The organism is Amycolatopsis sp. NPDC114504 (genome assembly GCF_055633595.1).
Window position 1 is genome coordinate 371,307 of record NZ_JBVKDU010000003.1, and the last position, 26,821, is coordinate 398,127.

Consider the following 26,821-nt stretch of genomic DNA (forward strand, 5'->3'; position numbering starts at 1 on the left):
CGCAAGCGACCCGAGGAACCGATGAGACGCATCCCGAAGTTCATGGCGGCCGCCGTGCCGCTCCTGCTGACCGGCCTGGTGCCGCTGGCGCCGAGCGCGGCGGCCGCGACGCCGGCCTGCGCCGCCGTCTCCGTCCCCGCCCCGGCCGGCGCGAAGATCGAGTCGGTCACGGCCGAGCACAAGACCGCGTACTGCCAGCTCACCGTCACCCTGACCCACGACGGCAGCGACCACGTCAAGGTCGCCGTGGCCCTGCCCGACACCGGGTGGACCGGCCGGCTGCAGGCCCTCGGCGGCAGCGCCTATGCCGCCGGCAACTTCGACGGGCTCGCCCAGGCCGTCAAGGACGGCTACACCGGCGTGACGACCGACGCGGGCGTGTCCCTCGACGGGCTCGACACGTCGTGGGCGGTGACCGACGGCCAGGTCGACCAGACGCTCCTGACCAACTTCGCCACCCGTTCGGTGCACGAGGAAGCCCTGATCGGGAAGGCCGTCACGCAGCGGTACTACCACCGCCCGGTGGCGTACTCGTACTGGACCGGCTGCTCGACCGGCGGCCGCCAGGGCTACTCCGAGGCGCAGAACTACGCCGGCGACTTCGACGGCATCCTCGCCAACGCCCCGGCCGTCGACTGGACGCAGTTCGCCGTCGCGACGCTGTGGCCGCAGATCGTGATGAACCAGAGCCACGACTTCCCCAGCACGTGCGTGCTTTCGGCGTTCCGCACCGCCGCGGTCCAGGCGTGCGACGCGCGTGACGGCGTCACCAACGGCATCGTCGACCGGCCGGACGAGTGCGGCTACGACCCGCGCGGCCTGATCGGCACGAAGGTGGTCTGCGACGGCCAGGAGTTCACCGTCACGGCCGCGGACGCCGAGGTCATGCGCAAGATCTGGGCCGGCCCGACCGACGAGCGCGGCCGCAAGCTGTGGGCCGGGCTCCCCAAGGGCGCGGACTTCACCTGGCTGGCCGGCACGACGCCGGGCCCCGACGGCACGCTCGTCGCGCCGGGCTTCCCGGTGGCCGTCAAGTGGGTGCAGTCGTTCCTGGAGAAGCAGCCCGATTTCGACACGTCGAAGCTGACGTACGGCCAGTTCGCCGCGCTGTTCCGCCAGTCGGTGCGCGAGTACGACGACGTCATCGGCACGTCCGACCCGGACCTGTCGGCGTTCCGCCGCACCGGCGGCAAGCTGATCACGTTCGTGGGCGCGAACGACCAGCTGATCCCGCCGGGCGGCACGCTGTCCTACCGCAAGCAGGTCGAACGGACGATGGGTGGCGTCAACGACTTCTACCGGTTGTTCCTCGCCCCGGGCGTCGAGCACTGCTTCGGTGGCGGCGGTCCGGAGCCGACGAACGCGCTCGGGCAGCTCGTCGACTGGGTGGAGCACGGCAAGGCGCCGGCCACGCTCGCGGCGGCATCCGCGGACGGGAAGACCCGGAACCTGTGCCCGCTGCCGTCGGTCTCGCGCTACACCGGCGGCGATCCGGCGACGGCGTCGAGCTACCGCTGCCGCTGAGCCGAACGCCGTGTGTGCCGGCCTCCCTCCGGCACACACGGCGTTACTGGACTTGCCGGTCCAAAAAATGGTCGGCACGCTGAAGTCATGGCACTTGATCAGTACTACCTCCTCGGCCGCTCGGGCCTGCGCGTCAGCCGGCTCGCGCTCGGGACGATGAACTTCGGCACCGGCGGTTTCCACGCCGCCTACGGGAAGACCGAGGACGAGGTCCGCCCGATCTTCCGCGAGTACCTCGACGAAGGCGGCAACTTCCTCGACACGGCGGACTTCTACACGGCGGGCGAGAGCGAAACCATCCTCGGCCGCCTCATCGCCGAGGCGAACGTGCGCGAGCGAGTCGTGCTCACCACGAAGTTCACGAACAGCGTCGACCCGGGCGACCCCAACGCGGGCGGCAACGGCCGCAAGCACCTGGTCCGCGCGCTCGAGGCATCGTTGCGCCGCCTGGGCACGGACTACGTCGACCTGTTCCTGCTGCACACGTGGGACCGGCTGACCCCGGTCGAGGAGGTCGTGCACACGCTCGACGACCTCGTCCGGGCGGGCAAGATCCGTTACGCGGGCCTGTCCGACGTACCGGCGTGGTACGCGGCCCGAGCCCAGAGCATCGCCGAGGCGCACGCGCTCACGCCGATGATCAACCTGCAGCTGCCGTATTCCCTGGTACAGCGCGAAATCGAGACGGAGCACGTCCCGATGGGACAGAGTCTCGGCCTCGGCATCACGGCATGGAGCCCCTTGGCGGGCGGCTTCCTGACGGGCAAGTACCGCGACGGCGGCTCGGGCCGGTTCGATCCCGGCTCACAGGCCTGGACCGAGCGCGACTGGCAGTTGTTGAAGCCGCTGGAGGAGGTCGCGGGCAAGCTGGGCGTGACGATGGCCCAGGTGGCGATCAACTGGGTGGCAACGCAGCCGGGCATCGCGTCGGCGATCGTCGGGGCGAGCAGCGCCGAGCAGCTGGGCAAGAGCATGGCGGCGCTGGACTTCGAGATCCCGGCGGAGCTGCGTGCTCAGCTGAACGAGGCGAGTGCGGTGCCGCCGGCGTCGGTGTACCGGATGTTCACGGCGCAGTACCAGAACTGGATCGTCACGCCGGGCACAAAGGTGGGCGACAAACCGGAGGGATACGCGCCGGCCGTGCGGAACTGGTGAACGGTCGCGGAGCGGCAAGCGCCGCTCCGCGAACCCGGGTCGGGAGTCACGAACTCATTGCCCGATAAGGGGTAAGAAGAGCGCACCTGTCCGCCGCGCACAACATCCGCGATCGTGTTCCCTTCCCGGAGTGATGTGCCCGTCGCCGGAAACACCCAAACTGGGGCCATGCGAGCGACGCCCGGGTGCGATGAGCGAAATCACCCCACGGAACCCTCGATATATCGCGCGTCGTTCCGGACAATCGGAGGAGTCGAGCACCACGCCAGCGACCGCCACGGGAGCACGTGCATGGACACGCCGGAACACCCCGATCCGGACGCCGCCCGTGCCGAACGCAACCACAAGATGGTGCAGGACTGGCGCGACGGCGCTTCCATCACCCAGATCGCCCGGCGGTACGGCCTGTCACTCAACTGGACCGGCACTTTGCTCCGGCAGCACGGCGCCGACCTCCCCGTCAGCGGACGAGGCATCAAACGCGACCTCGACGACGAGCAGGTCGTGACCGCCTATCTCGACGGCGCCACGGTTCGGGAAATCGCCGACGCCCACGACGTGTCCTACGGCAAGGTCCATCGCTTACTGCGACAAAACGACGTTCCGATGCGCCCACGTGGGGGAAGAACGTCGCCGCGCCGAGTAAACTGATGTCCGCCGCGAAGCCACCCAAAGTAGTTGTCCACAGTGGACATAATGCTCGGTCGTGTGGACATCTTCACATTGTGCTCCACCGTAGGCGGAGAACCGGTAGACCGGAAGGTCGGGGTCGCCGCGGGGAGGGGGACGCATGGCACGTCCGGGACCGATTCAGTTACCCTCGCCGCCCCCTGAGTTCGCCGGACGGGACCACGAGCTCGAACAGCTCGACGCCCTCTGGGAAAGTCCCCGGGACCACCCGCGGATCGCGATCCTGACCGGTGTCGGAGGCGTCGGGAAGACAGCACTCGCCGTGCATTGGCTCACCACACGCCGCGCCGCGTTCCCGGACGGGGTGCTCTACACCAGTTTCACGTCGGGAGCGAAAGACGAAAGCCCGGAATCCCCCGACATCGCGCTCCACGGTTTCCTCACCGCGCTCGGGATTCCCGCGGCCGACATTCCTGCCCGGACCGGCCAGCGGGCCGCGTTGTTCCGCGCCCACACCATCGGGCGCTCATTCGCGCTCCTGCTCGACAACGTCGCCTTCGCCGCGCAGGCGCGCGCTCTGCTGCCGGCCGCGCCCACCGCGTTCGTCCTGGTGACCAGCCGCTCGCAGCTCAGCGGCCTCGGCTTGGACGGCGGCGACATCGTTCCCGTCGAGCCACTCGGCGACCGCGCCGCGCACGCCCTGCTGGACTCGCGCGCCGGGCACGGCCGGCTCGACGCCGATCCCGTCGCCACCCGGGAAATCCTCCGCGCCTGCGGCGGTCTTCCCCTGACGATCTCGATCGTCGGCGCCCGTCTGCGAGCGCGCCCCGAGCGGAGCCTCGCCCGGGAGGTCCGCGGCCACGGCGTGGCGGGCGGCGGACCGCACCGGGCCGTGTTCGGCGCGTCGTACGACTCCCTCACACCGGCCGCGGCACAGATCTACCGCCTGTGCGGGCTGTTCCCGGGGCACCACGTCGCGCTCGACGCGCTGGCCCACGTTCTCAGCACTCCCGTCGACAGCCTCGACGGCCTGCTCGACGAGCTGATCGAAGCCAACCTGCTGAGCGAACACGACGACGTCGTCAGCCAGCACGACGTGATCCGCGCCGACGCCCGCACCCGGTGCGAGCGCGAGACGACGGTCGACGACCGGCAGGCGATGCTGCGCTCGTTCACCCTCTGGTACGTCGAGCGGGCTCTCGCCGCGGACGAGCTCATCCACCCGTTCCGCCCACGCTTCGCCGCGCTCGGCGAGCCCGCCGCCGGCACCTTCGTTGACCGGGAGCAGGCGATCCGGTGGTGGCGCCGTGACGAGCAGGTGCTCCGGGCGGTCATCCGCGAAGCGGCGGCACGCGGCTGGGACACCGAGGTGTGGCAGCTGGCCGAGGCTTCCTGGGGGTACTTCCTCCACAACCGTGACTACGAACCCTTCCTGGCCCTGACGACGCTGGGCGTCGACGCCGCTCGGCGGTGTCGTCTGCCGCTCGTCGAGGCGCGGCTGCGCAGCCAGCTCGGTTTCGCGCTGGACCAGCTGGGGCGGTTCGGCGAAGCCGACGCCCAGCACGCCGTCGCGCTGGAGATCGGCGAACGCGAAAACGACGGCCCCACCCGGGCGACAGCCGTCTCGCGGCTCGCGAGAGCGGCGCGTCGCCGTGGCGACCTCGAGGAGGCTCTCCGGCTGTACGGGCAGAGCGCCGACCTGCACGCCGAGATCGGCCGTCCCCGGGGCGTCGCGCTCGCGCGCCGCCGCCGGGGCGAGCTGCTCATCGAGCTGAACCGGGACGAGGCGGCCGCGGTGGAGCTCACCGCGGCCGCCGAGGCCATGGCCGAAGCCGGGGACGCCAACCAGCACGCCCGTGCCGTCACGGCGCTCGCGCGTCTCCACGACCGCCACGGCCGTTACGACCTAGCCAGAAGCCGGCTGAACGACGCGCTGGACGTCGTCCGAGGCCTAGATTCGCCGTACTACACCGCCGAGATCCTCGCCGTCCTGGCCGACCTCGAGACCCGCCACGACGACCTCGAACAGGCTCAGGAGCACCGAGTCGAAGCGCGACGGCTCTACGCGCGGCTCGGGGATCCGCGAGCCGGCGAGCCGGACTGACCAGAAGCCGGCCGCTCGCCCGCCGCGGGCGTTCTTCCAGGCGAAGACCGTCGCCGCCCGGTACCAGGCCAACGCCGCCACCGCACCGGGGTACTCGCCGGCCGCTCGGCGCGCCGCGGTCATCGCGGCGTCAGGGCAACCGTGGACGCCGGCCAGCACGACGTCGGCGCACGCCGCCCACGCCACCGGAGCCACGGCCGCGTCGACCACCAGAAGCGGCGCCCGGGACGCGGCCGGGATCCGCACCCACCGGACTCCCGGGACGAGCAGGCCGGTCATGCCGCCCACCCCGGCAACGGCCGCGGGGTCGGCAGCGGCGGCAACGAGGCCGGTGTCGCCGGCACCGACAGCTCCAGCAACCGGTACATCGCGTCCCTCAGGATCTCCGCCGAGCGGCCCGGGCGGGACGTGATCGCCGCCGTCGCGGCGCCGGCGAGGCGGCCCGCCCGCAGCTTGGCGGACTCGGCCTGCTCGGGCAGCGAACGTGTCCAGTCGAGCGGCAGGGTGTGGGCGCGCACGACATCGGCGACGCTGCCCTCCTGCGGCCGGCCACCGGCCGGTGCGAGCGTCACCGGGCACCCGGTCGCCGCCGCGTACCCCGTGGTCGACCCGTGGTCACCGATCACCCAGTCGGCGGCCAGCATCGTCGCCTGCCAGCCGGACTCCGGAGGGACGAGCAGCAACCCGCCTGCCACGGCGGCGGACAGCCAGGCGCTGACCTGCCGGCGCCCGTGGACCGCCCACACGTTCGGGTGCAGCACGGCCGCGACCGCGAACCGCCGGGCGGGCAACGCGTCCACGACGGACCGGTACAGCTCCGGTGACCGGCCGAACGCCGAGTCGGTGAACCACGTCGTGCTGAGCACGACGAGCCGCCGAGCCGGCACCACGCCCAGGGCACGCCGGTACACCTCTCGCAGGTGCCGGTTCGCCCGCATCCGGTCGAGGCAGATGTCGCCGGCCACCACGGCGTTCGGCAACGCCTCGGGACACCGCTCGCGCAGCAGGTCGACCTCGTCGTCCGTGCCGAGGCCCAGCACCGCGGGCAGCACGCGCCCGCGGAAGGTGAGCAGCTCCCGGTCCACGCCTGTCGTGCGCTCGCTCGCCTCACCGGCCTTCCGGCTGTGGGCGCGGGGCTTGACCCGCCCGGCGCCGTGCCCGACCAGAAGGATGGGCCCGTGCACCTCGGCGAGGTGGCGGTGGCTGGCCGCGAGCACCAGGTCGAACCGGTGCGCGAGCGCCTGGTCCCACGGCAGGACCAGACCGTGCAGCCCTCGCACGAACTCCTCGACGCCGTGCCACCGCTCGGTCGTGTGCGGCACGGTGAACACGACCTGGACCCGGAGATCGGGTTCCAGGAGGGAAACCACGTCCAGCAACCGCGTCCCGGCGGTCACGGTCGGAACCACGACCAGCACCGCGCGGCACCTCGGCCGGGTCACCCGCGTGCCGGCGTCGAGCCCGACCGGACCTCGTATCCACAGCTGGGCTGCCATTCTTCGTCCCCCTCGGCGTCGTTGCGCGTTGACGGAACGAGCGTGGCGACCATGCCTGCCAATCACCTTCCCAGTCCTCGGACAAAACCCGGACATCCCGTGGCCGGATCGCGGACACAAACGATCGTTACCACCCCGTCGTCGTCGTTTCACCAAAACGATGCGAAGCTGACGACAGGGAGAGGGAAAGGGCCGTGAAATGGAGATCGATTATGGCATTCTCGGACCCACAACGGTGCGGATGGACGGGCAGCCGACCGACGACTGGGGATCCCGCCAGGCTCGTCACCTGCTCGCCACGTTTCTGACCCGGCCCCGGAAACGCTTCTCCCCGCACACCCTGTTCGACTGGGCCTGGCCCGACTCGATACCCCCGAACAATCCCAAGGATGCCCTGTACAAGGCCGTGACCCGGCTGCGCCAGGCGTTGGCGGACACCGACCGCCCGCCGGTGATCCGGACCGTCAACGGCGGCTACCAGCTCGAAGTCGATCCTCATAACGTCGATATCTTCCGGTTCAACGACGAAATGCGCAGGGCCCGGCAATTGAGCGGCGCCGGAGACCATGAAAATGCATGCGCGGTCGCACGTGCAGCGCTCGACCTGTGGCGTGACGAACCGCTCGCCGGAATGGAATCCGAATCCGCCCGGAATTGGCGGCGGGCAAGCCTGGCGGCGGACTGGGCGCCCGCGCACGGTTTTCTCGCGGCCGAGCTCCTGACGGCGGGCCGCCCGGCGGAATCGCTGCGGCACCTGACCGGCGTGCCCCACGAGTACGCCACCGAGCTTACGTTCGTGAAGCTGCGCATCGCCGCGCTCTACGCGCTGGGCCAGTCCCACGAGGCCCACGCCTGTTTCCTGAACGCGCTCAAGGGCTACGAAGAAGACGGCGATGTGCAAGCCGCAACAGACCTGCGCGCGCACCACGCCCGGACGCGCCCCTCGACGGCCCGGCCGACGGCGACCCCGCGACCCGGCCCCGCACCGGACACGCCGATCCGGGTCGGGCTGCCCCGCACCCTCCGCGGGTTCGTCGGCCGCGCCGACGATCTCCGGCTGCTCGACCGGCACCTGCTGTCCCCGGACCACGCGTCCGCGGCCATCGTCAGCGGACCGCCGGGCATCGGGAAGACGAGCCTCGCCGCGCATTGGGCGCGCCGCTGCGCCGACCGGTTCCCCGGTGGCATCCTCTGCATCGACATGCAGGGTTTCGGGCCGGCTCCGGCACGCGAGACCGGTGAGGTGGTCGACCTCGCCCTCACCGCACTCGACTATCCCATCGATCACCTGGTCAGCCCGACGGCTCGCGCCACGCGACTGCGCGCGCTGCTCGATCAGCGGAAATCCTTGCTGGTCATCTTCGACAACGTCGGCGGCTCCGAACAGGTCGACGAGCTCATCGACATCGTCGAGTCGTGCACCGTGCTGCTGACCTCACGCAACTCGCTCCACGCGCTGGCCCGCCGCCACGACGTCCCCACGGTCAAGCTCGGGCAACTCGACGAAGAAAGCTCGTTCACGCTGCTGAGCAGGCGCATGCGCGGCCGCGCCGAGGAAGAGCCCGAAGCGGCTCGCGCGCTGGTAAGACTCGGAGACGGCCTGCCGCTGGCGTTGACCCTGCTGGCCCAGCGAGCCGCCGGCCGCCCCGGCGTCGGCCTCCGCACCATGCTCGAAGAACTGCGGGACCCGGACATCCTGCTGAGCATCGGCGACGACGGGGACGACGCCGGCCTGCGCAGCACGTTCTCCGCGTCCTACCACGCACTCGATCCCATCGCCCAGCACGTGTTCCGGCTCTTCGGTCACCACCCCGGCCCCGAAATCCAGGCCGACACGCTGCTTTCGGCGAGTGGTCACCCGCGGGCGGCGACCCGGCGCGCGCTCGAAAACCTCGTCGCGTGGCACCTCGTCGAGCAGCCGGGCGAGCCGGGCAGGTACCGCATCCCCGACATCTTCCACCGCTACTCCCGCACGTTGACCGCGGACGACGACGTGCGGCCCCTGCGGCGGATCCTGTCGCACTACTTGCAGACCGCCGCCCGGGCCCACCTCACCGCACACCCGTACGGCGGCCGGCCGCCCCTCATGCCGGCCGAACCCGGGATCGTCCCGCTCACGTTCGACTCGGCCGCGGCGGCCATGGAATGGGGGTTCCGCGAACGCGGCAACCTGTCCGCGCTGATCCGCGAAGCCGAGCAACGGGAGCAGTTCGACTACGCGGTCGCCCTGCCGCACCTGCTTTCCGACACCTGGGAGCGCTTCGGGTGCTACGCGGACATGGCGCAGGGGCTCGCGGGCGCGGTCCGGGCGGCCCGGGCGACGCGCGACATGATCGGCGAGGCCGCGTCGCTGAACGACCTCGGCGAACTCCACCTGATCCTCGGCGACGCCTCGAAGGCCCGCGTCCACCTCGCGCTCGCCCGCGAGCTCGCCGTCGAGTACGAGGACGCCACGGGCGTGCTCACCGTCGACATCAACCTCGCTCGCCTCCACCGGCACGGCGGCGAGCCCACCGAGGCCATCACCTTGCTCCAGCGATGCCTCGACCAGGCACGCCGGATTCCCGACCCGATCCGCGAAGGCAAGGCGGAGCAGTACCTCGCCGACACGTTCGCCGACCTCGGGCAGCACCCGCAGGCCCTGCCGCACTACCACCGGGCACTGCACCTGCGCACCGTCGTCGGCGACACGATCGGTCAGATCGCGACCCACACGGCCTTGGCCGCGCTGCACACGGAGGACCACCGCCTCGAGCTGGCGCACATGCACTGCCGGCAGGCGATCGCCTGCCTCGAAGACCGCGACGACCTCACGGCGTCGATGAAGCTCGGTACCGTCCGTGCCCGGCTCGCGCACGCCGAAGGCGATGCCCGCGGGGCCCTCCGGCTGGCTTGGGACACCGTCGACCTCGCCCGGCGGGCGCACAACGCCACCGGACAGGCCCGCGCGCTCGAAACTCTCGGTGACCTCCTGCGCAGCCTTCGAAATCCTCGCGAAGCCGTGAAAGCATGGACGGAGGCCGTCGCTTTCTACCGCGGTCGCGGGCGAGACGCCAAGGCAGATCGTCTGCAGGCCCGCATCGACGAGCTGTCCGTCGACGTCGACGCGCTCATCCCGGGCGCCCGCCGGGGCGACGAAGGAACCGTCGCCATGCCGAGCCCGCCCCGCTGATTCCGGAAAGACAACCCTGAACGGGTGAATTTCCCGCAGTTCTCCCGCTTGGCTTCACTCGTGCGCGGTCGAATATGTGCTGCTAGGTGGTCACGCACGCGCACGCCACTACTCACAGTAGTTCGAGGTTATCGCCGATAGATCTTGAAGCGACCGGCTACCACTCCTACTGTTCGAGTGCCTCGATTGATCCACGTTCTGCCGATCATGGTAGTTGTGGCGAGAACATCCCCGAAAGATCGTCCCCAGGGAGTAAGCACGTGCACGACCTCATGACCTACGCCACCGTCGCCACCGCCGCGTTGCTCGCCGTGGCCAATTGGTGGCGCTGCTGAGAAATGGCGATGGTGGTGCCCCGCGACGCACATCGGGGGCACCACCGGGACCGCGTCAGGTCGCGGTTCCGGAAACCACCTCGCCGCCCTGGATGATGTGGCGGAAGTGCTTCGGCTCCGCCAAAACTCCGATGTCCGTCAGCGGATCCCCGTCCACCACCAGCAGGTCCGCATACGCGCCTACCGCCAGCGTCCCGATCTCCCCGGTCAGATTCACCAGCTCCGCCGCCGTCGAAGTCGCCGAACGGATCACCTCCAGCGGCGTCTGCACCTCTCCACGCAACCGAAACTCGTGGTTCTGATGCCGGTGCATCCCGCCCAGCAGGTCCGTCCCGTACACCAGCTTCACCCCGCCACGAGCCGCGCGCTCCAGGGCTGCCATTCCCGCTCCCAGGACCTCGTCGACCTTGCGCCAGCTCGACTCCGGGAGGCCGTGCTCGCGGCCCTCCTCCTTCAACGCCCAATACGTCACCAGCGTCGGAACCAAGTACGCCTCGGAAGACAAGAACAGCGAAACACTGCGGTCGTCCAGCAGGTTGCCGTGCTCGATCGAACGGACTCCCAGCTCCAACGCGCGGTTGACCGCCCGGGCCGTGTACGCGTGCGCCGCCACGTACCGGTTGGCCGCCGTTGCCTCCTCGACTATCGCGGTCAGCTCCTCCGCCGAGTACTGCGTCGAGTCGATGCGGTCCGTGGGGGATGCGACGCCGCCCGAGGCCATCACCTTGATGTGGTGCGCTCCCTTGCGCAGCTCGTCGCGGGCGGCCGCGCGGACCGCGTCGACGCCGTCCGCGACCCGGCCCAGGCCCGCGCAACACGGGTGGTCGTCCTTCGCGTGGGTGCCCCTGGTGCGGCTGTCGCCGTGGCCGCCCGTCTGGCTCAGCGCGCGCCCGCAGAACAGCAGCCGGGGGCCGCGGAACAGGCCCTCCGCCTGGGCGTCCGCGAGGCCGTAGTCGGCGCCCGACGCGTCGCGGACCGTGGTGAACCCGCGGTCGAGCATCCGGCTCATCGTGCGGGCCGCGTGCGCGGCCACATAGGACGGTGACGACGACGGCAGCGAGCCCAGGTCCGCCGTCGACGCCGTGACGTGCACGTGCGCGTCGACCAGCCCGGGCAGGACCACCGCGCCCCGCACGTCCAGGGAAGGCACGTCGGCCGCGGCGAGCCCCGGCCCCACCTCGACGATGCGGCCGTCGGCGGCACGCAGGTCGCCTTCGGTGTACTCGCCGGACAGCGGGTCGAGCAGGCGGGCGTTGCGCAGCAGCAGGGATCCGGTCACCGGTTCTCCTTCTCCAGGTCGAGCAGGGCGGACACGGCCAGCGGCGCGAGCGACTCGGCCACCACCACCGCATCGTCGTCGTAGCTGCCCTCCGCGTCGAGGATGTTGAGCACCCCGAGCGTCCGGCCGTCGGCGACCACCGGCACGTTGATGATCGAGCCGCAGCCGAGCCCCTCGATCAGGTCGTGGTCGGCGAAGATCTCGCGCACCGCCGCCCGGTCCGGCCCGAAGTACGGCTCCTGCGCGGTGATGCAGCGGTCGAGCCAGCCGGCCGCGACCTCGACGGTCTTCTCCCCGCCCACGGGGTATTCCGCGGGGTGGCTGCTGTGCACCCGGCGAAGCGCGCGACGCTCCGGCACCCAGGCGAGCACGGTGAACAGCCGCACGCCGATCGCGTCGCGCACCCGTTCCTCCACAGTGGACAGAGTCACTTCGTCATCTCCTTCGCGGCGGCCTTCGGCGCGCCGTGTTCGGTCAGTTCTTCCAGGGACCGGCCGGCGGTGGACAGGCCGAAGACGAGCACGCAGAGCACACCCGCCGCCAGCACCGCCGTCGTCAGGCCGAAGACGCCGGCGAACCCGAGGCTCGCCGCGGACAGGCCGATGATCGTCGGCGCGAGGATGCTGCCGACCCGGCCGAACGCGCTGGACAGGCCGGTGCCGCTGGCCCGGATCCAGGTCGGGAACACCTCGGGCGTGTAGGAGTACACGCCGGCGTAGGTGCCGTTGAGGAAGAACGACAGCACCGCGCCCGCCAGGGTGATCGACCACGGCGCGCTCGTCTGGCTCAGCCAGAACGCGCTCACGGCCGAGCCGGCGAGGTACAGCGCGATGGTGTGCTTGCGGTCGAGCCGTTCGGACAGCCACGCGGCGGAGAAGTACCCGGGCACCTGGGCCAGGTAGATGATGATCGAGAACTCGAAGCTCTTCGTCACCGTGATGCCGCGCTCCACCAGCAGCGTCGGGATCCACGAGAAGAAGCCGTAGTAGGAGAACGTGATCACGAACCAGACGGTCCAGATCACCGCCGTCCGGCGCCGCATCGCGGGGCTCCACAGGAACTTCAGCGCGCTGACGAGGTTGACCTTCGGGGTCTCGGTGGCGGGCTGGGCGTCGGCGGGCGGCACCGGCGGGAGTGACGTGCCGGTGGCCTTCTCGACGTCGCGTTCCATCTTGGCGACGACGGTTTCGGCCTCGGCGGCCCGGCCCTGGGCGAGCAGGAACCGCGGCGACTCGGGCAGGGATCGCCGCCACCACAGCAGCATCACGATCGGCAGTGCGGTGACGAGCTGCGCGATCCGCCAGCCGTCGTCGAACGACGGCACGACGAACCGGCCGATCAACGCGGCCGCCACGAACCCGAAGGAGAAGAAGCCGGCCAGCGCGCCGACGAACCAGCCGCGTCGCTTGGCCGGCACGAACTCGGACAGGAACGGCGCGATGATCGCGCTTTCCGCGCCGGCGCCCGCCCCGGCGAGCACCCGGGCGCCGAGGAAGATCTCGTAGTTGGGCGAGAAGGACGCGATGACGGAGAACAGCGCGTAGAAGGCCAGCGCGTACATCATGACCTTCTTGCGGCCGATGCGGTCGCCGAGCAGGCCCGCCGCGATCGCGCCGAAGAGGAAGCCGAACGGCGTCGCGGAGCCGATCAGCCCGAGCTGGCCGTTGTCGAGGCCCCACGCCGCCTTGGCGCTGGGCAGCAGGAAGGCGACGACCGCCGAGTCCATGCCGTCGAAGGTGTAGCCGAGACCGCCGATGAGCAGCAGCTTGTAGTGGGGCCGGCTCAGCGGGAGCCGATCCAGTCGGGCCAGCAGGGTCATGGGGGAACGCCTTCCGTGTCGGGCGCCGGGGAGTGCGGACAACGTATACTGCGTTTTCTGATTTTTGCAACGTTCATTGCAAGAAGACATCCCTGCGTTACGGTCTACGCGATCCGAGGGAGGGCACGAAGTGGCGGAAACCGACGACGGTTTCGAGGGCTGGCTGCGGGACCGGCTGCCCGAGCGGGGGCTGCGGCCGAAGTCGGCCGCCGTGCTGGAGGTGCTGGTCTCCCAGCCGCGGCGCGCCTCGTTCGGCTCGACGGCCGAGCTGGCGCAGCTCGCCGGGGTCAACGTCGCGACCGTGACGCGCACGGCGCAGGCTTTGGGCTTCGCGGGCTGGCCGGCGTTGCAGCAGGAGCTGCGGGCGCGGTACCTGTCGTCGCTGAGCGCGCCGCAGGTGGCCGAAGAGCACCGCGGCGTCGACTCGCCGGGCTCGGCGTCGCTGCGCCGGGACCTCGACAGCCTCGCTCTGCTGAACCGGCGCTTCGACGAAGAGGTGCTCCGCGAGGTCGCCCGCGCGATCGCCGCGGCCCGCCGGACGCTGGTCATCGCCGACGGCAGCTACGCGGCGGTCGGCATCGCCTTCGCGCACAACGCACGGCTCGCCGGCTACGACGTCCACGCGGTGACGGCGGGCGACGCGGAGCTGGCGAACCAGACGGCGAAGCTGACCTCGGACGACGTCCTGGTGGCGATCAGCTTCTGGCGCCTGTACGAGAGCACGGTCCTGGCGGCGAGCGAGGCGAAGAGCCGCGGCGCGCGGGTGTTCGCCGTGACGGACGCGGCCAGCCCGGCCCTGGCGGACGCGGTGGAGCAGGTGCTGATGGTGCCGGCGGAGGGCGTGACGTTCTTCCCGTCGCTGACCGCGGGCATGGCACTGGTCCAGGCGATCGTGGCCCAGCTGGCGGCGGTCGACCCGGCGCGGACGAGCGAGTCCATCGAAGCCGCGGAGGCGATGTGGTCGCGGTTCGACCTCCTGCACCGGCGCCCGTCGGCCAAGTCCGTGTGACCCGCGTCACGCGGCGACGGTTTCTCGCTCCCCCGGCGGTCTAGACCCGGTCCACACCGCATCGACCACCGGGAGTCCTCATGTCCACCACCGCCGTAGTCACCGGGGCCGGCCGCGGCTTCGGGCGCGCCATCGCCGCCGCGCTCGTCGCCGGGGGCCGTACCGTCGTCGGCGTCGCGCGCAGTGAGTCCGAACTCGACGCCGTGCGCGACGAGCTCGGCGCGGGCTTCGTCTCCGTCGCCGCCGACGCGACTGACGACGCCCTCGCCGAGAGCGTCCTGCGCGACCACCGCCCCGGCTTGCTCGTCCTCAACGCGGGAGCCGTGCCGCACATGGCGCCCGTGCACGAACAGACCTGGGAAACCTTCAGCCGCAACTGGCACGTCGACACCCGGCACGTCTTCGCCTGGACGCGCGCCGCACTCCGGCAGCCGCTCGAGCAGGGCGGTGTCGTCGTCTCGATGTCGAGCGGGGCGGCCATCGGCGGGTCGCCGCTCAGCGGTGGGTACGCCAGCGCGAAGGCCGCTATCCGGTACCTGCGCGCGTACGCCGCCGACGAGTCGGACCGCGCCGGGCTCGGCCTCCGGTTCGCCACGCTCCTGCCGCAGCTGACCCCGCTCACCGGCCTCGGCAGCGTGGGCGTCGACGGTTACGCCGCGCGCACCGGCGTCGACCGCGACACGTTCGTCGGGAACATGGAGTCGGTCCTGACGCCGGAGCAGGTCGCAAAGGCCGTCCTCGAGATCATCGACGGCGACGCGGCGGAATACCAGGTCAGCGGCACCGGGCTGCGTACGCTCTGACTGTCATGCCCGACTTCACCGCGAGCACCGAGCAGTTCCGGCCCGAGCTGCTCGCGCACTGCTACCGCCTCCTCGGCTCGATCCACGACGCCGAGGACCTCGTGCAGGAGACGTACCTGCGGGCGTGGCGCGCCTTCGGCGGGTTCGAGGGCCGGTCTTCGGTGCGGCGCTGGCTGTACAAGATCGCGACGACGGCGTGCCTGACGGCGCTGGAGACCCGGGCCCGGCGGCCGCTGCCGTCGGGGCTGGGCGCGCCGGCCGACGACCACCGGGTAGCCGTCGCGGCGGCGGACCCGTCGATGCCGTGGCTCCAGCCGATCCCCGACGCGCTGCTCGACCCGGCGGCCGTCGTGGCCGGGCGGGCCGGCGTGCGGCTGGCGTTCATCGCCGCGCTGCAGCTCCTGCCGGCGCGGCAGCGGGCCGTGCTGACCCTGCGCGACGTGCTGGCGTTCGGCACCGGCGAGGTCGCCGAGCTGCTCGGCACGACCCCGGCGGCGGTCGACAGCGCGCTGCGCCGGGCCCGCGGCCGGCTCGCCGAGGCGGGCCCGGTGGAGGCGGACCTGGCGGAACCGGCCGGGCAGGGGCCGGTGCTCGACCGGTACGTCGACGCGTTCGTCCGCGCCGACCCGGACGCGCTGGTGACGTTGCTGCGCGCCGACGTCGAGCTGGAGATGCCGCCGATCCCGACGTGGTTCACCGGCCGCGACGCGGTCACCGGGTTCCTCGCCCGCCGCGTGCTGCGCCCGGGCGCGTGGCGGCTCGTCCCGACGAACGCCAACGGCCAGCCGGCGCTGCTGGAGTACGCGGCGACCGGGGACGGCCGGTTCGAAGCCCATGGCGTGCAGGTGCTGACGCTGATCGGTGCCCGGATCGCCCGGATCACGGCGTTCAACGACCCGGCGCTGGTCCCGCTGTTCGACGTGCCTAGGACGAGCCGCCGGCCGAGCTCATCCGCTTCGTGAAGCGCGCCGCGACGTCGCGCAGCTTCGTGTTCGTGTTCTGCGACTCGACGATCAGGCGCTGCATCGCGGTGTCCTCGCTGACCCGGTGGATCAGCATCAGCATGCCCTTGGCCTGCTCGATCACCGCGCGCGTCTCCATCGCGTTCCGCAGCTCGTCGGCGAGCTCGCGGGCTTCCCGGTAGCGGCGGGTCAGCCGCAGCACGGTCTCCACGCACAACGTGAACAGCCGCAGCACCTTCGTGTCGAACTCGTGGTAGCCGTGGGCGCCGAAGCCGAACAGCGTGATCGCGCCGACGAGCGTGTCGTCCACCCGCAGCGGCACCGCCAGGTAGCTGCCCACGCCGAGCTCCTTGGCCGCGAGGACGAACTCGGGCCACCGCTCGCCGGTGTCGCCGACCGCGACCCGCACGACCTCGCCCGTGAGCGCCGCGAGCAGGCCGGGGCCGTCGCCCGCCGCGTACTGCGCGTCGTCGATGCGCCGGGCGCGCTCGTCGGTGAAGGCCGCCGTCGTGGTCGCGCCGTCGCGGACCACCACGATGCTCGCGAGATCCGCGTCGGGGACCACCCGGACCGCCTCGCCGCAGACGGCGTCGAGCAGCCCCGGCGTGTCGGACACCGACTCGAGGACCCCGACCAGATCGGCCAGGACGGCGTTCAGCTCGTCGACCCGCTCCGCCATGCCGTCGCCAGTCGTCGGCACTGCTCACCTCTCCCCATCCGTCGAGCGGCGAGCAAGAGGAGAGAGCCCGCCAGCAGCGTCAACCAAGACCACCGCTGGCGTTTCAACGGGTCCGCGGGGAACTCTACCGGCCACGGGCGTCCGGTTCGGCGTCGAGGCCTACCGAACGGTCGCCTGCCAGCGCTGGTTCGGGCCGTTCGTCGGCCGGTACAGGCCGATGCGGGCGCCGTCGTCCCTCGACTCGCCGGTGACGTCGAGCAGCTGCCCGTCCGCGGCGTTCACGAACGTCCACGTCCCGTCGCCGGTCGTCGACACCGTCCACTGCGCGGCCGCGCCCGAAGTCCCCGGCGGGGCCAGCGTCACCGCGCCGCCGGCCGTGCTGAGCACCTGGCCGGTGCCGGCGTTGGACACGGTGAACCGGTCGCGGCTGCCGTAGCGGCCCGTGCGGTCGGTCAGGGTCCAGCGCTGCGCGGCCGCGGCGGCGTCCGTCGTGCGCTGGACCAGCGTGCCGCCCTCCGCCGCCAGCGACTTGCCGCTCTGCACGCCGGTGAACGTGACCGGCTCGCCCGAGCCCAGACCCGTACCCGCGGCCGTCGACGAGACGCCGTCGACGAGGAACGTCGTCACCGACCGGGCCGGGACCCGCAGCGTGGCGTGCGCCGAGGTCACCCGCACCGGCTTCCCGCGCCGAAGGGCACCGGTGACGTCGGTGACGACCGGCGTCACCGACGCGCCGGGCCGGACGCACCCGAACCCGGACAGGTCCAGCGAGACGTCCTGCTCGCTCGTGCCCGAGTTGGTGTGGACGACCGTCGCCAGGTCCTCCCCTCGCATCGCGACCGTCGAAGTGGTGTCGTTCGACGCGATCAGCCGGTCACCCGGCCGGATGTAGTGGGTGAAGTTCCGCATGGTGTCGAACTTCGTGTTCGTCCTGATGGGACAGTCGGAAGTGGTGCAGTCGAAGGGGACCTGGATCTCGCCCCAGTTCATCCCGGCCGCGGACTCCCCACCCGGCTTCATGTTGTCGTAGTCCTCGATCGGCTGCCAGCTGACCCACGCGCTCGGCTCGAGCAGGCGCAGGTCGTCGGTGATCTGGCCGGCCAGCCCGAGCCCCGGGTCCATGCTGGTGAAGTCCTGCCGGTCGAGCCAGCTGCCGCCGACCTCGCTCATCCACAACGGCTTCGACGCGCCCTTCGCGATGTCGCGCGGGATGGGCCGGTTGCCGGTGCCGTAGGTGTGCACGTTCAGCCGTCCCGCCGCCGCCCGCGCCGGGGCGGACCAGCCCGCCCAGTCGGCGGCGAAGATGTCCGGGTTGGTCTCGTCGGGGGCGGAGACCACCTTCCCGGGCAGCGCCGCGGCCATCGCCGGGATCAGCTGCGACTGCACCGACGGCCCGATGTGCGCACCCTCCTGCCGCCCGCCGGTCGGGTTGCCGTCGGCGCCGAGGGTCGTCTTCCAGTAGTTCGTGTTCGGCTCGTTCAGCGGGTTCACCGACGCGAACTTGATGCCGTGCGCGCGTTCCAGCGTGCGCACGACCTGCGCCAGGTACGCCGTGAAGTCGCCGATCCTGTCGGGACGCAGCTGCTCGTCGGTGGCGCTGAAGCCGCCCGAGACGTACCCCGACACCGTCTGGAAGTACGGCGGCGAGTTGCTGAAGGCCTCCCACTTGGTGACGCGCTTCTTGATCCGGTCCACCCACCAGCGCTGGTTCGGGTCCGCGGCGGCGTCGAACTCGGCCGGGTCACCGGGGGTCCACCAGTCCTTGTCGGCGCGGGTGGTGCCGGCCGGGGCCTTCCACCAGCCCGGCACCGCGCCGCCCGGACGCAGGTACGCCGGGACGTCCGGGGCGTTGCCACCGCCGATGTTGAAGCGCGCGATGTTCAGGTTCAGCCCGTCGGGGCCGAAGACCAGGTCGGCCAGCTTGGTCCGGACCGAGTCCGGGTAGCCGCCGGTCGCCTCGGCCATCCACGCCAGGCTCGAACCCCAGCCCTCGAACGGCTGCTGGCGGTAGCTCGGGTCGGGCTTCACGGTCACGGCGGTGGCGGCCGCCGCGGGGGCCACCGCCAGCCCAGCCGCGGCGATCGGTACAAAAAGGACGGTTAATAGGCGCCGGAACGTGCGGTTCATCGTCGAACTGCCTTTCGTTTCGGTGGGGACTGCTCAGGCCTCCGTGTGGCCCAGCAGCGGCCGCGGCACGAACCGGGCCGCCGGGTCCAGCATCGTGTCCAGTTCGAGCACGACGAGCTCGTTGGCACCCGCGCGGACGACCGGGCCCGGCACGTACAGCGTCCGCTGCGGCCCGCGCCGCCAGTACCGGCCGAGCGGGAACCCGTTGAGCCACACGAGACCCTTGCCCCACTCGCCGGTGTCGAGGAACAGGTCGGTGGACGCCTCGGCCTCGAACGACGCGCGCAACAGCACCGGCCCGGCGACCGGACCCTCCACAGTGGACGTCGTGAGCGGCGCCGGCAGCGCGTCCAGGTCGAGCGGCAGCACGTCCCAGCCGGCCAGCGGCTCACCGTGCAGCGACGCGCCGCCGATGATGCCCTTCGCCTCGCCGATCCGCGGGCCGTAGTCGACGCGGCCCTGGTCCTCGACCAGCACCATCAGCTCGCCGTCCGCCCGCGGCAGCGCGAGCGCGCGGTCGTGGTGCTCGCGCAACAGCGTGCCGATCGCGTCGCCGTCGAAGAACACCGTCGCGCGGTCGCGGACCTCGCCGAACGTCAGGACGCCCGGCCGGTCGCCGGTGACGCGGGTGCGCAGCAGGGCCAGCCGCGGCGTCGGGGTCAGGTCGTCGAAGGCGGGCAGCTCCTCGTGGAACTCCCAGGTGCCCCACCGGTCCGGGGCGTCGAGCAGCCGCACGGGGTCGCGCAACCGCGCCTGCGGGGCCGGCGCCGGGCGGGCCGGCGGCGGAACGGAGTCCGGCACCTTGTGGTAGCGCGCGATCACGTCGCGGAAGGCGTGGTACTTCGGGGTCGGGTCACCGGCTTCGTCCAGCGGCGCGTCGTAGTCGTAGGACGTGACGATCGGCTGGTAGACGCCCTTGTCGTTGGCGCCGCTGGTGAACCCGAAGTTGGTGCCGCCGTGGAACATGTACAGGTTGACCGACGCGCCCGCGGCGAGCAGCACGTCCAGCTCGGCCGCCGCGTCCGCGGCCGGGGTCGTGTGGTGGTGCGCGCCCCAGTTGTCGAACCAGCCGTTCCAGAACTCGCTGCACATCAGCGGCCCGGTCGGCTGGTGCTCGCGCAGGATCGCCAGCCGCGCCTCGGCGTTCGAGCCGAAGGACGCGGTGCGGTGCAGTCCCTCCAGGCTGCCCGCTTCGAGCATGTCCGGCTGGTCCACTGTGGTCAGTGGCACGGTGACGCCGCACGCCCGCGTGTGGTCGGCCAGCGCTCGCAGGTACCGCTTGTCGTCGCCGAACGCGCCGTACTCGTTCTCGATCTGGACCAGCAGCACCGGCCCGCCGCGGTCGACCTGGTGCGGCACCACGACTTCGTAGACCCGCGCGAGGTATTCGCGCACCGCGTCGAGATAGCGAGGCTCGTACCGGCGGACCCCGACGGACGGGTCGCGGAACAGCCACGCCGGCAGGCCGCCGTTGTCCCACTCCGCGCAGATGTACGGGCCGGGCCGGACGATCGCGTGCATCCCGGCGTCGGCGACGAGCCGCAGGAACCGGTCCAGGTCGAGCCCGCCGGAGAGATCGAACTCGCCGGGCGAGGGGGCGTGCGCGTTCCACGGCACGTACGTCTCGATGGTGTTCAGGCCCATCCGCCGGGCCTTGTCGATCCGGTCGGCCCACAGGTCCGGGTGCACGCGGAAGTAGTGCAGGGCACCGGACAGGATCCGGAACGGCCGGCCGTCGAGCAGGAAGTCGGTCTCCCCGATGGCGAACTCAGGCATGCGAAGCCGCCTCCGGGCTCAGCTGGAGCACGGTCCAGGACAGCGGTGGCAGTGTCACGGTGATGGTCGTCCCCCCTGGGTCGGACGTCGCGGCGGCGCCGGGCAGCGGCACCGGCCGGACCGGTTGCGCGGTGGCGGTGTTGGTCGTGTGGCGCGTCCCGCCGTCGGGCGTGGTCAGCGTTTCGGCGGCGTACAAGCCGTACCGCGCGCCGCGCAGGCGGATCCGGACCTCGGTCGGCGACGCGGTGGCGCGGTTGGTCAGGAACACGGCGCCCCGCCCGGATTCCCCGGCCGTCGCGGCGACGTCCACGAGGTCGACCTCGCCGTGCTGCGCGGTGCGCAGGCGCTCGCCTTCGACGCTCAGGCGCAGGCTCGCCCCGTTCGCCAGCGCCGCGACCTGCCGGAACGGGTGGAACGTCGCCTGCCGCCACGCCGGGCCGCCGGGCTCGGTGCGGATCGGCGCGATGACGTTCACCAGCTGCGCCTGGCTGGCCATCGTGACGCGGTCGACGTTGCGCAGCAGGGAGCTCAGCAGCGAGCCGACGACGACCGCGTCGGTGACGGTGTAGGTGTCCTCGATGATCCGCGGGTGCTGCCGCCAGCCGCCCTCGGCCAGCCGCGCCTGGTCGACCTCGTTCCAGCGGCGCAGGTCCCAGACGTTCCACTCGTCGACGCTGATCCCGATCTTCTTCTCGAGCCCCAGCTCGGCCAGTGTCTCGTCGATGACCTTCGCGGTGGTCCGGATGTAGCGGTCCAGCGCGGCGCCGCTGGCCAGGTAGCTGTCGGTGTCGCCGTGCAGCTCCTGGTAGTAGGCGTGCAGCGAGATGTGGTCGACCAGCTCGGCGGTGTGGCGCAGCACCGTGCGTTCCCACTCGCCGAACGTCGGCATGTCCGCGTGCGAGCTGCCGGCGACGACGAGTTCGACTTCCGGGTCGATCATCCGCATCAGCCGCGCGGTCTCCGCGGCCAGCCTGCCGTACTCGCCCGCCGTCTTGTGGCCGATCTGCCACGGGCCGTCCATCTCGTTGCCGAGGCACCACACCTTGAAGCCGAACGGGCGGTCGGCGCCGTTCGCGCGCCGCCGCTCGCTCAGGTCCGTGCCGCTCGCGTGGTTGCAGTACTCCAGGACGTCGGCCGCTTCCTGGATGCCGCGGGTGCCGAGGTTGACGGCGTACATCACCTCGGCACCCGCGGCTTCGGCCCACGCGGCGAATTCGTGCAGGCCGAAGCGGTTGGACTCGACGCTGTGCCAGGCGGGATCGAGCCGGACCGGGCGGTCCGGCCCGACGCCGTCCTCCCAGCGGTACGCCGAGACGAAGTTGCCGCCGGGGTACCGGAGCACGGTCGGTCCGAGCTCCCGGACCAGCTCGAGGACGTCGCCGCGGAAGCCGCGATCGTCCGCTGTGGAGTGTCCGGGCTCGAACAGTCCCGTGTAGACGGACCGGCCCATGTGCTCGACGAACGAGCCGAAGAGGCGACGCGGGACCGGGCCGATGACCTGGCCCGCGTCACCTTCGATCAGGACGCTCATCCCGCGCTGACCGTGAAGCCCTGCTGGTTGCCGTAGTCGACGATCGCCTGCTGCCAGGCCGCCAGCCCGGCGTCGATCGAGGTGCCGTTCAGGTAGGCCTTGCCGACGGTGTCGCTGAAGATGCTGTTGGCGTAGGTCTGGTACGGCAGGTAGGTCCAGCCCTTCGAGACGTCCTTCGACGCCTGGGTCAGCACCTGGTTGATCTTCTGCCCGCCGAAGTACGGCGCGGCCTGGTCGGCGAACGCCGGCGAGGTCAGGTCCGCCGTGGTGGCCGGGAAGCCGCCGCTCTCGATGAACGGCTTGACGCCGCCGCCGTGGTTGAGCCAGCGCACGAACGCGGCGGCCAGTGCGGGGTTGCCGCTCTGCTTGAGCACGGACTGGGTGCTGCCGCCGTTCTCCGCGGTGACCGCCTGCTGCCCGTCGTAGGTCGGCATCGGCGCGACCGCCCACTTGCCGGTGCCGCCGGGGACCGAGGAGATGAAGTTGCCGGGCATCCAGGCACCGGTGACCAGGGACGAGATGGTGCCGTCGCCGAGCGCGCGGAACCAGTCGTCGGACCACTCCTTGACCGGGGCGAGCAGCTTGCCCTGGACCAGCTGGTCCCACTTCGCGGTCCACTTCTTGGTGCCCGCGTCGGCGAGGTTGACCTTCACGTTCTTGCCGTCGACGCCGAACGGGTGCCCGCCCGCCTGCCAGATCATGCTCAGCACGAACCCGGGGTCACCGGTGTCGGACGTGATGTACTTCGTCGGGTCGGCCGCGTGCAGCTTCTTGGCCGCGGCGATGTACTCGTCCCACGTCTTCGGCACGGCGATCGCGTTCTTGTCGAAGACTTCCTTGTTGTAGAACAGCGCCATCGGCCCGGAGTCCTGCGGGAGTCCGTAGAGCCCGTTGTTGCTCTTCACCTGCGCCCACGTCGAGGCGCTGTAGTCCTTCTCGAACGACCCGAAGCCGTACTGGTCCAGGTTGACCAGCGAGTCGGTCAGCGCGAACTGCGGGAGTGCGTAGTACTCGATCTGCACGACGTCCGGGCCGCCGGTACCGGCCTTGATCGCGTTCTGCAGCTTGGTGTACTCGTCCTTGTTCGTCCCCGCGTTGACGTAGTTGACCTTGACGTTCGGGTATTCCTTTTCGAACGCCGCGACCTGGTCTTTCGCCGACGGGGTCCAGCTCCAGTAGGTGATCGAGCCGCCCGCCTTGAGCGCGGCGTCGACGGAGTCCTGGGTCCCGGTGGCGGCGGCGGGCCCGGACGAGCTCCCGGACGAGCAGCCGACCGCGAGAGCGGCGGCGAGCGCCACGGCGGCGAACGCCTTGGCGCGACTGCGAATGCGTGACATCGAGTGTCCCTTCACGACGGTGTGACGGCTCATTGCTTGACGCTCCCCGCGCTCAGCCCCGATTGCCAGAACCGTTGCATGAACAGGAAAGCGATGACGAGGGGGATGATGGTGAGCAGTGACCCGGTGAGCACCAGGTTGAAGATCGGCTGGGCGCCGGCGCCGTTCGCCTGCGCGCTCCACTGGTTGAGCCCGACGGTCAGCGGGTACCACTTCGGTTCGCTGAGCATGATCAGCGGCAGGAAGTAGTTGTTCCACGTCTGCACCATCGTGAACAGCGCGACCGTGACGATCCCGGGGGCGAGCTGGCGCAGCGTCACGGTGAAGAAGATCCGGAGCTCGCCCGCCCCGTCGATCCGCGCCGCCTCCATCAGCTCGTCCGGGATGGCGTCGGCGGCGTAGACCCAGATCAGGTAGAGCCCGAACGGGCTGATCAGCGACGGGATGATGACCGACAGCGGCGTGTTCGTCAGCCCGAGCTTGCTGAACATCAGGAACGTCGGCACGGCGAGCGCCGTCGCGGGAACGGCCACGGCGCCGAGGACGATCGCGAACACCGCCCGGCGGCCGGGGAAGCGGTACTTGGCCAGGCCGTAGCCCGCCGCCGTGGCGAGGATCGTCGCGCCGCCGGCGCCGACCACGACGTAGAGCAGGGTGTTCCCCAGCCAGCGGAAGAAGATCCCGTTGTTGTAGGTGAACGTCTGCCCGATGTTGTCGAAGAGGGCGAACGGGCCGCCGAAGGACAGGCCCGACGTCGAGAACAGCGCGGTCTGGGTCTTGGACGCGTTGATCAGCAGCCACACCAGCGGGATCAGGGTGTAGACCAGGTACAGCGCCATGACGGCCGTGAGCGTGCGCGACTTGCGCGGCCGCGTCACCGAGAGCGTGGCCACGTCACATCCCCTTCCGGGAGCCGCGCAGCTGCACGACGTAGGCGATGACCGCGGTGATCACGCCCATCACGATCGCGACGGTGGCGGAGTAGTTGTACTGCTGACCGGCGAAGGAGAGGTTGTAGGCGTACATGTTCGGCGTGTAGAAGGTGCCGATCACGTTCGGCACCAGGTTGCGCATGATGTTCGGCTCGTTGAACAGCTGGAAGCTGCCGATGATCGAGAAGATCGTCGCGATCACGATGGCACCGCGGATCGCGGGGAGCTTGACCGACCGGATGACGCGGAACGTGCCGGCGCCGTCGATCGCGGCCGCCTCGAACAGCTCCGTGGGGATCACCTTCAGCGCGGAGTAGAAGATCAGCATGTTGTAGCCGACGAACTCCCAGGTGACGACGTTGCCGATCGAGGTGAGCAGCCAGTTCTGCGACAGCGGCTTGATCGAGTCGGTGCCGAGCAGGTGGTTGAGGTCCGCGGCGAGCCCGAAGTGGTCGCCGTAGATGAAGCCCCACATCAGCGTGGCGACGACGGCGGGGACCGCGTACGGCAGGAAGATCACGATCCGGAAGAACCCGGCGGCGTGCAGCCGGGCGCTGTCGATCGCCAGCGCCGCGACCAGCGCGAGCAGCAGCATGATCGGCACCTGCACGGCGAGGAACACCAGGACCCGTTGGAAGGACTCCCAGAACTTCGGGTCGCCGAGCACCTGCGCGTAGTTGTCGGCGCCGACGAACACTGTGCCGCCGAAGAAGGCCTGGTCGCGGAAGAGGCTGAGCACGAACGCGTAGACGACGGGCGCGATGAACGTTAGCGCGAACACCAGCATGAAGGGGGCGACGAAGAGCCAGCCTCGCCAGTTCCGCCGCGGCCGGCGGGCCGGCGTCGCCGGGCGGACCGGTGCCGGGACGGGCGGAGCTGCTGTGGACGTCATCGTCTTCTCCGCATGTTTACGTCAACATGGACCGGTCGGAGGGTAACGTGTTGACGTAAACATGTCCAGGACGCCCTCTGAGGAGTACTTGTGCCGGCTGCAGCCCCGCGTCGAGGACCGTCGATGGCGGACGTGGCCCGCGAGGCGGGCGTGTCCGGCCAGACGGTCTCGCGCGTCGCGAACGGCAAGACCAATGTGGACGACGCCACCCGCGAGCGCGTCCTCGCGGCGATGCGCCGGATCGGCTACCGCCCGAACAGCGCGGCGAGGGCGTTGCGCAACGGCAAGTTCCGCAGCATCGGCGTGATCATCTCGGCGCTGCCGACGTTCGGCAACAGCCGCACGCTCGACGCCATCGCGGCGGCGGTCGTCCCGGAGGGGTTCTCGATCATCCTGATGCCGGTGACGCGTCCGACGCAGGGCGAGGTGGCGGGGGCGTTCAGCAAGCTGAACGAGCAGGCCGTCGACGGCGTGATCATCCTGATCGAGCAGCACCAGCTCGACCAGAGCGAAATCGAGCTGCCGCACGGGCTGCCGGTGGTGGTGATCGACTCGAGCGCGCGGTACGACTACCCGGTGGTCGACACGGACCAGGCCGACGGCGCGGCGACGGCGACCCGCCACCTGCTTTCGCTGGGGCACGCCACGGTGTGGCACATCGCGGGCCCACCCCAGTCGTATTCGGCCGAGCGCCGCCGCAAGTCGTGGCGCGCGACACTGGAGCTGGCGGGCGCGTTCGTCCCCCCGGTCTTCGTCGGCGACTGGTCACCGGCGTCGGGCTACGAGGCGGGGCTGACGCTGGCCGCGGACCCGTCGGTGACCGCGGTGTTCGTGGCGAACGACCAGATGGCATTGGGGTTGTTGCGAGCGTTGCACGAGACGGGACGTCGCGTGCCGGCCGAGGTGAGCGTGGTCGGGTTCGACGACATGGAGGAGTCGGCGTGCTTCTGGCCCCCGCTGACGACGATCCGCCAGTCGTTCGAGGCGGTCGGCCACCACGCGGTTTCGGCGTTGCTGGCGGAGATCGAGACGGGCGCGGAGGCGGGCGAGCCGGTGACGGTGCCGACGGAGCTGGTGGTCCGGTCGAGCACGGCACCCCCACCGGCTTGACCTTCCGGGGCGGAACTGCCGGTGCTCGCCGATCGGCGGGCGTTGATCGAGGACCTGCTACCGGTCCGCACCGATGAGCGAGGCAAGCCGTTCTCCGGCGCGCGGGCGATGGTCGAGGGGGAACCGTCCACCGGTATCGGTCCGGGATC

Annotated in this window: 20 protein-coding genes; 9 read left to right on the forward strand and 11 right to left on the reverse strand. The window is 71.0% G+C overall.

Annotation, left to right across the window (positions count from 1 at the left end; all coding sequences use genetic code 11):
* Positions 1–21 precede the first annotated feature (21 nt).
* The 4 genes from ACZ7PG_RS23120 (at position 22) to ACZ7PG_RS23135 (ending at position 5,413) form a co-directional block, all read left to right on the forward strand.
* Positions 22–1,524, forward strand: coding sequence for a tannase/feruloyl esterase family alpha/beta hydrolase (locus ACZ7PG_RS23120; RefSeq protein WP_470241163.1), 1,503 nt, complete (start codon positions 22–24; stop codon positions 1,522–1,524).
* An 87-nt stretch (positions 1,525–1,611) separates the two neighbouring features.
* Positions 1,612–2,679, forward strand: coding sequence for an aldo/keto reductase (locus tag ACZ7PG_RS23125; protein WP_470241164.1), 1,068 nt, complete (start codon positions 1,612–1,614; stop codon positions 2,677–2,679).
* Between the two features lie 291 nt (positions 2,680–2,970).
* Entirely contained in the window at positions 2,971–3,330 is a 360-nt protein-coding gene (locus tag ACZ7PG_RS23130) for a helix-turn-helix domain-containing protein (protein ID WP_470241165.1), read from the forward strand.
* 139 nt (positions 3,331–3,469) lie between these two features.
* Complete coding sequence (locus ACZ7PG_RS23135; protein ID WP_470241166.1) at positions 3,470–5,413, forward strand: AAA family ATPase; 1,944 nt, start codon at positions 3,470–3,472, stop codon at positions 5,411–5,413.
* 275 nt (positions 5,414–5,688) lie between these two features.
* Here the strand turns inward: ACZ7PG_RS23135 and ACZ7PG_RS23140 are convergent, their stop codons facing one another.
* Entirely contained in the window at positions 5,689–6,909 is a 1,221-nt protein-coding gene (locus tag ACZ7PG_RS23140; protein ID WP_470241167.1) for a hypothetical protein, read from the reverse strand.
* A gap of 241 nt (positions 6,910–7,150) precedes the next feature.
* Here ACZ7PG_RS23140 and ACZ7PG_RS23145 point away from each other — a divergent pair, with 241 nt between their 5' ends.
* Complete coding sequence (locus ACZ7PG_RS23145) at positions 7,151–10,081, forward strand: tetratricopeptide repeat protein (protein WP_470241168.1); 2,931 nt, start codon at positions 7,151–7,153, stop codon at positions 10,079–10,081.
* 390 nt (positions 10,082–10,471) lie between these two features.
* On the opposite strand, the gene ACZ7PG_RS23150 is transcribed toward ACZ7PG_RS23145, so the two are convergent.
* From ACZ7PG_RS23150 to ACZ7PG_RS23160, 3 genes are read right to left on the reverse strand one after another with little or no spacing between them, the layout of a single operon-like run.
* Positions 10,472–11,695: a metal-dependent hydrolase family protein gene (locus ACZ7PG_RS23150; RefSeq protein WP_470241169.1), complete on the reverse strand. Its 1,224-nt coding sequence runs from the start codon at positions 11,693–11,695 to the stop codon at positions 10,472–10,474.
* Complete coding sequence (locus tag ACZ7PG_RS23155) at positions 11,692–12,126, reverse strand: GAF domain-containing protein (protein ID WP_470241170.1); 435 nt, start codon at positions 12,124–12,126, stop codon at positions 11,692–11,694. Before ACZ7PG_RS23155 ends, ACZ7PG_RS23150 begins: the two co-directional genes overlap by 4 nt.
* Positions 12,123–13,514: an MFS transporter gene (locus tag ACZ7PG_RS23160; protein ID WP_470241171.1), complete on the reverse strand. Its 1,392-nt coding sequence runs from the start codon at positions 13,512–13,514 to the stop codon at positions 12,123–12,125. Before ACZ7PG_RS23160 ends, ACZ7PG_RS23155 begins: the two co-directional genes overlap by 4 nt.
* A 130-nt stretch (positions 13,515–13,644) precedes the next feature.
* On the opposite strand from ACZ7PG_RS23160, the gene ACZ7PG_RS23165 reads away from it, so the two are divergent.
* From ACZ7PG_RS23165 to ACZ7PG_RS23175, 3 genes are all read left to right on the forward strand, one after another.
* Positions 13,645–14,523: a MurR/RpiR family transcriptional regulator gene (locus ACZ7PG_RS23165; RefSeq protein WP_470241172.1), complete on the forward strand. Its 879-nt coding sequence runs from the start codon at positions 13,645–13,647 to the stop codon at positions 14,521–14,523.
* Between the two features lie 80 nt (positions 14,524–14,603).
* Positions 14,604–15,326: an SDR family oxidoreductase gene (locus tag ACZ7PG_RS23170; protein WP_470241173.1), complete on the forward strand. Its 723-nt coding sequence runs from the start codon at positions 14,604–14,606 to the stop codon at positions 15,324–15,326.
* A gap of 5 nt (positions 15,327–15,331) precedes the next feature.
* Positions 15,332–16,288, forward strand: a complete 957-nt coding sequence (locus ACZ7PG_RS23175) for an RNA polymerase subunit sigma-70 (protein ID WP_470241174.1) — start codon at positions 15,332–15,334, stop codon at positions 16,286–16,288.
* Here ACZ7PG_RS23175 and ACZ7PG_RS23180 read toward each other — a convergent pair.
* The 7 genes from ACZ7PG_RS23180 to ACZ7PG_RS23210 form a co-directional block, all read right to left on the reverse strand.
* A complete protein-coding gene (locus ACZ7PG_RS23180) occupies positions 16,251–16,967 on the reverse strand; it encodes an ANTAR domain-containing response regulator (protein ID WP_470242383.1) in 717 nt (238 codons plus the stop codon). The genes ACZ7PG_RS23175 and ACZ7PG_RS23180 overlap by 38 nt on opposite strands.
* 159 nt (positions 16,968–17,126) lie before the next feature.
* Entirely contained in the window at positions 17,127–18,995 is a 1,869-nt protein-coding gene (locus tag ACZ7PG_RS23185; RefSeq protein ID WP_470241175.1) for an RICIN domain-containing protein, read from the reverse strand.
* A gap of 132 nt (positions 18,996–19,127) precedes the next feature.
* Positions 19,128–20,870: a glycoside hydrolase family 35 protein gene (locus ACZ7PG_RS23190; RefSeq protein ID WP_470241176.1), complete on the reverse strand. Its 1,743-nt coding sequence runs from the start codon at positions 20,868–20,870 to the stop codon at positions 19,128–19,130.
* Positions 20,863–22,401 carry an alpha-N-arabinofuranosidase gene (locus tag ACZ7PG_RS23195; protein ID WP_470241177.1) on the reverse strand — a complete coding sequence of 513 codons (1,539 nt, stop codon included), beginning with the start codon at positions 22,399–22,401 and terminating at the stop codon, positions 20,863–20,865. Before ACZ7PG_RS23195 ends, ACZ7PG_RS23190 begins: the two co-directional genes overlap by 8 nt.
* Positions 22,398–23,738 (reverse strand): ABC transporter substrate-binding protein, encoded by a 1,341-nt coding sequence (locus ACZ7PG_RS23200; RefSeq protein ID WP_470241178.1) that lies wholly within the window; start codon positions 23,736–23,738, stop codon positions 22,398–22,400. The genes ACZ7PG_RS23195 and ACZ7PG_RS23200 overlap by 4 nt, the downstream gene beginning before the upstream one ends.
* 29 nt (positions 23,739–23,767) lie before the next feature.
* Positions 23,768–24,631: a carbohydrate ABC transporter permease gene (locus ACZ7PG_RS23205; protein WP_470241179.1), complete on the reverse strand. Its 864-nt coding sequence runs from the start codon at positions 24,629–24,631 to the stop codon at positions 23,768–23,770.
* A gap of 1 nt (position 24,632) precedes the next feature.
* Positions 24,633–25,562, reverse strand: coding sequence for a carbohydrate ABC transporter permease (locus ACZ7PG_RS23210; protein ID WP_470241180.1), 930 nt, complete (start codon positions 25,560–25,562; stop codon positions 24,633–24,635).
* A 123-nt stretch (positions 25,563–25,685) separates the two neighbouring features.
* Between ACZ7PG_RS23210 and ACZ7PG_RS23215 the strand changes: the two genes are divergently transcribed.
* Entirely contained in the window at positions 25,686–26,672 is a 987-nt protein-coding gene (locus ACZ7PG_RS23215) for a LacI family DNA-binding transcriptional regulator (protein ID WP_470241181.1), read from the forward strand.
* The last annotated feature ends 149 nt before the right edge of the window (positions 26,673–26,821 follow it).

Excerpts from the sequence above, each read along its gene's own strand:
- ACZ7PG_RS23120 (WP_470241163.1), top strand. The coding sequence starts at position 22 with ATGAGACGCATCCCGAAGTTCATGGCGGCCGCCGTGCCGCTCCTGCTG.
- ACZ7PG_RS23125 (WP_470241164.1), top strand. The coding sequence starts at position 1,612 with ATGGCACTTGATCAGTACTACCTCCTCGGCCGCTCGGGCCTGCGCGTC.
- ACZ7PG_RS23130 (WP_470241165.1), top strand. The coding sequence starts at position 2,971 with ATGGACACGCCGGAACACCCCGATCCGGACGCCGCCCGTGCCGAACGC.
- ACZ7PG_RS23135 (WP_470241166.1), top strand. The coding sequence starts at position 3,470 with ATGGCACGTCCGGGACCGATTCAGTTACCCTCGCCGCCCCCTGAGTTC.
- ACZ7PG_RS23140 (WP_470241167.1), bottom strand. The coding sequence starts at position 6,909 with ATGGCAGCCCAGCTGTGGATACGAGGTCCGGTCGGGCTCGACGCCGGC.
- ACZ7PG_RS23145 (WP_470241168.1), top strand. The coding sequence starts at position 7,151 with ATGGACGGGCAGCCGACCGACGACTGGGGATCCCGCCAGGCTCGTCAC.
- ACZ7PG_RS23160 (WP_470241171.1), bottom strand. The coding sequence starts at position 13,514 with ATGACCCTGCTGGCCCGACTGGATCGGCTCCCGCTGAGCCGGCCCCAC.
- ACZ7PG_RS23170 (WP_470241173.1), top strand. The coding sequence starts at position 14,604 with ATGTCCACCACCGCCGTAGTCACCGGGGCCGGCCGCGGCTTCGGGCGC.
- ACZ7PG_RS23175 (WP_470241174.1), top strand. The coding sequence starts at position 15,332 with ATGCCCGACTTCACCGCGAGCACCGAGCAGTTCCGGCCCGAGCTGCTC.
- ACZ7PG_RS23180 (WP_470242383.1), bottom strand. The coding sequence starts at position 16,967 with ATGGCGGAGCGGGTCGACGAGCTGAACGCCGTCCTGGCCGATCTGGTC.
- ACZ7PG_RS23190 (WP_470241176.1), bottom strand. The coding sequence starts at position 20,870 with ATGCCTGAGTTCGCCATCGGGGAGACCGACTTCCTGCTCGACGGCCGG.
- ACZ7PG_RS23195 (WP_470241177.1), bottom strand. The coding sequence starts at position 22,401 with ATGAGCGTCCTGATCGAAGGTGACGCGGGCCAGGTCATCGGCCCGGTC.
- ACZ7PG_RS23200 (WP_470241178.1), bottom strand. The coding sequence starts at position 23,738 with ATGTCACGCATTCGCAGTCGCGCCAAGGCGTTCGCCGCCGTGGCGCTC.
- ACZ7PG_RS23210 (WP_470241180.1), bottom strand. The coding sequence starts at position 25,562 with ATGACGTCCACAGCAGCTCCGCCCGTCCCGGCACCGGTCCGCCCGGCG.
- ACZ7PG_RS23215 (WP_470241181.1), top strand. The coding sequence starts at position 25,686 with ATGGCGGACGTGGCCCGCGAGGCGGGCGTGTCCGGCCAGACGGTCTCG.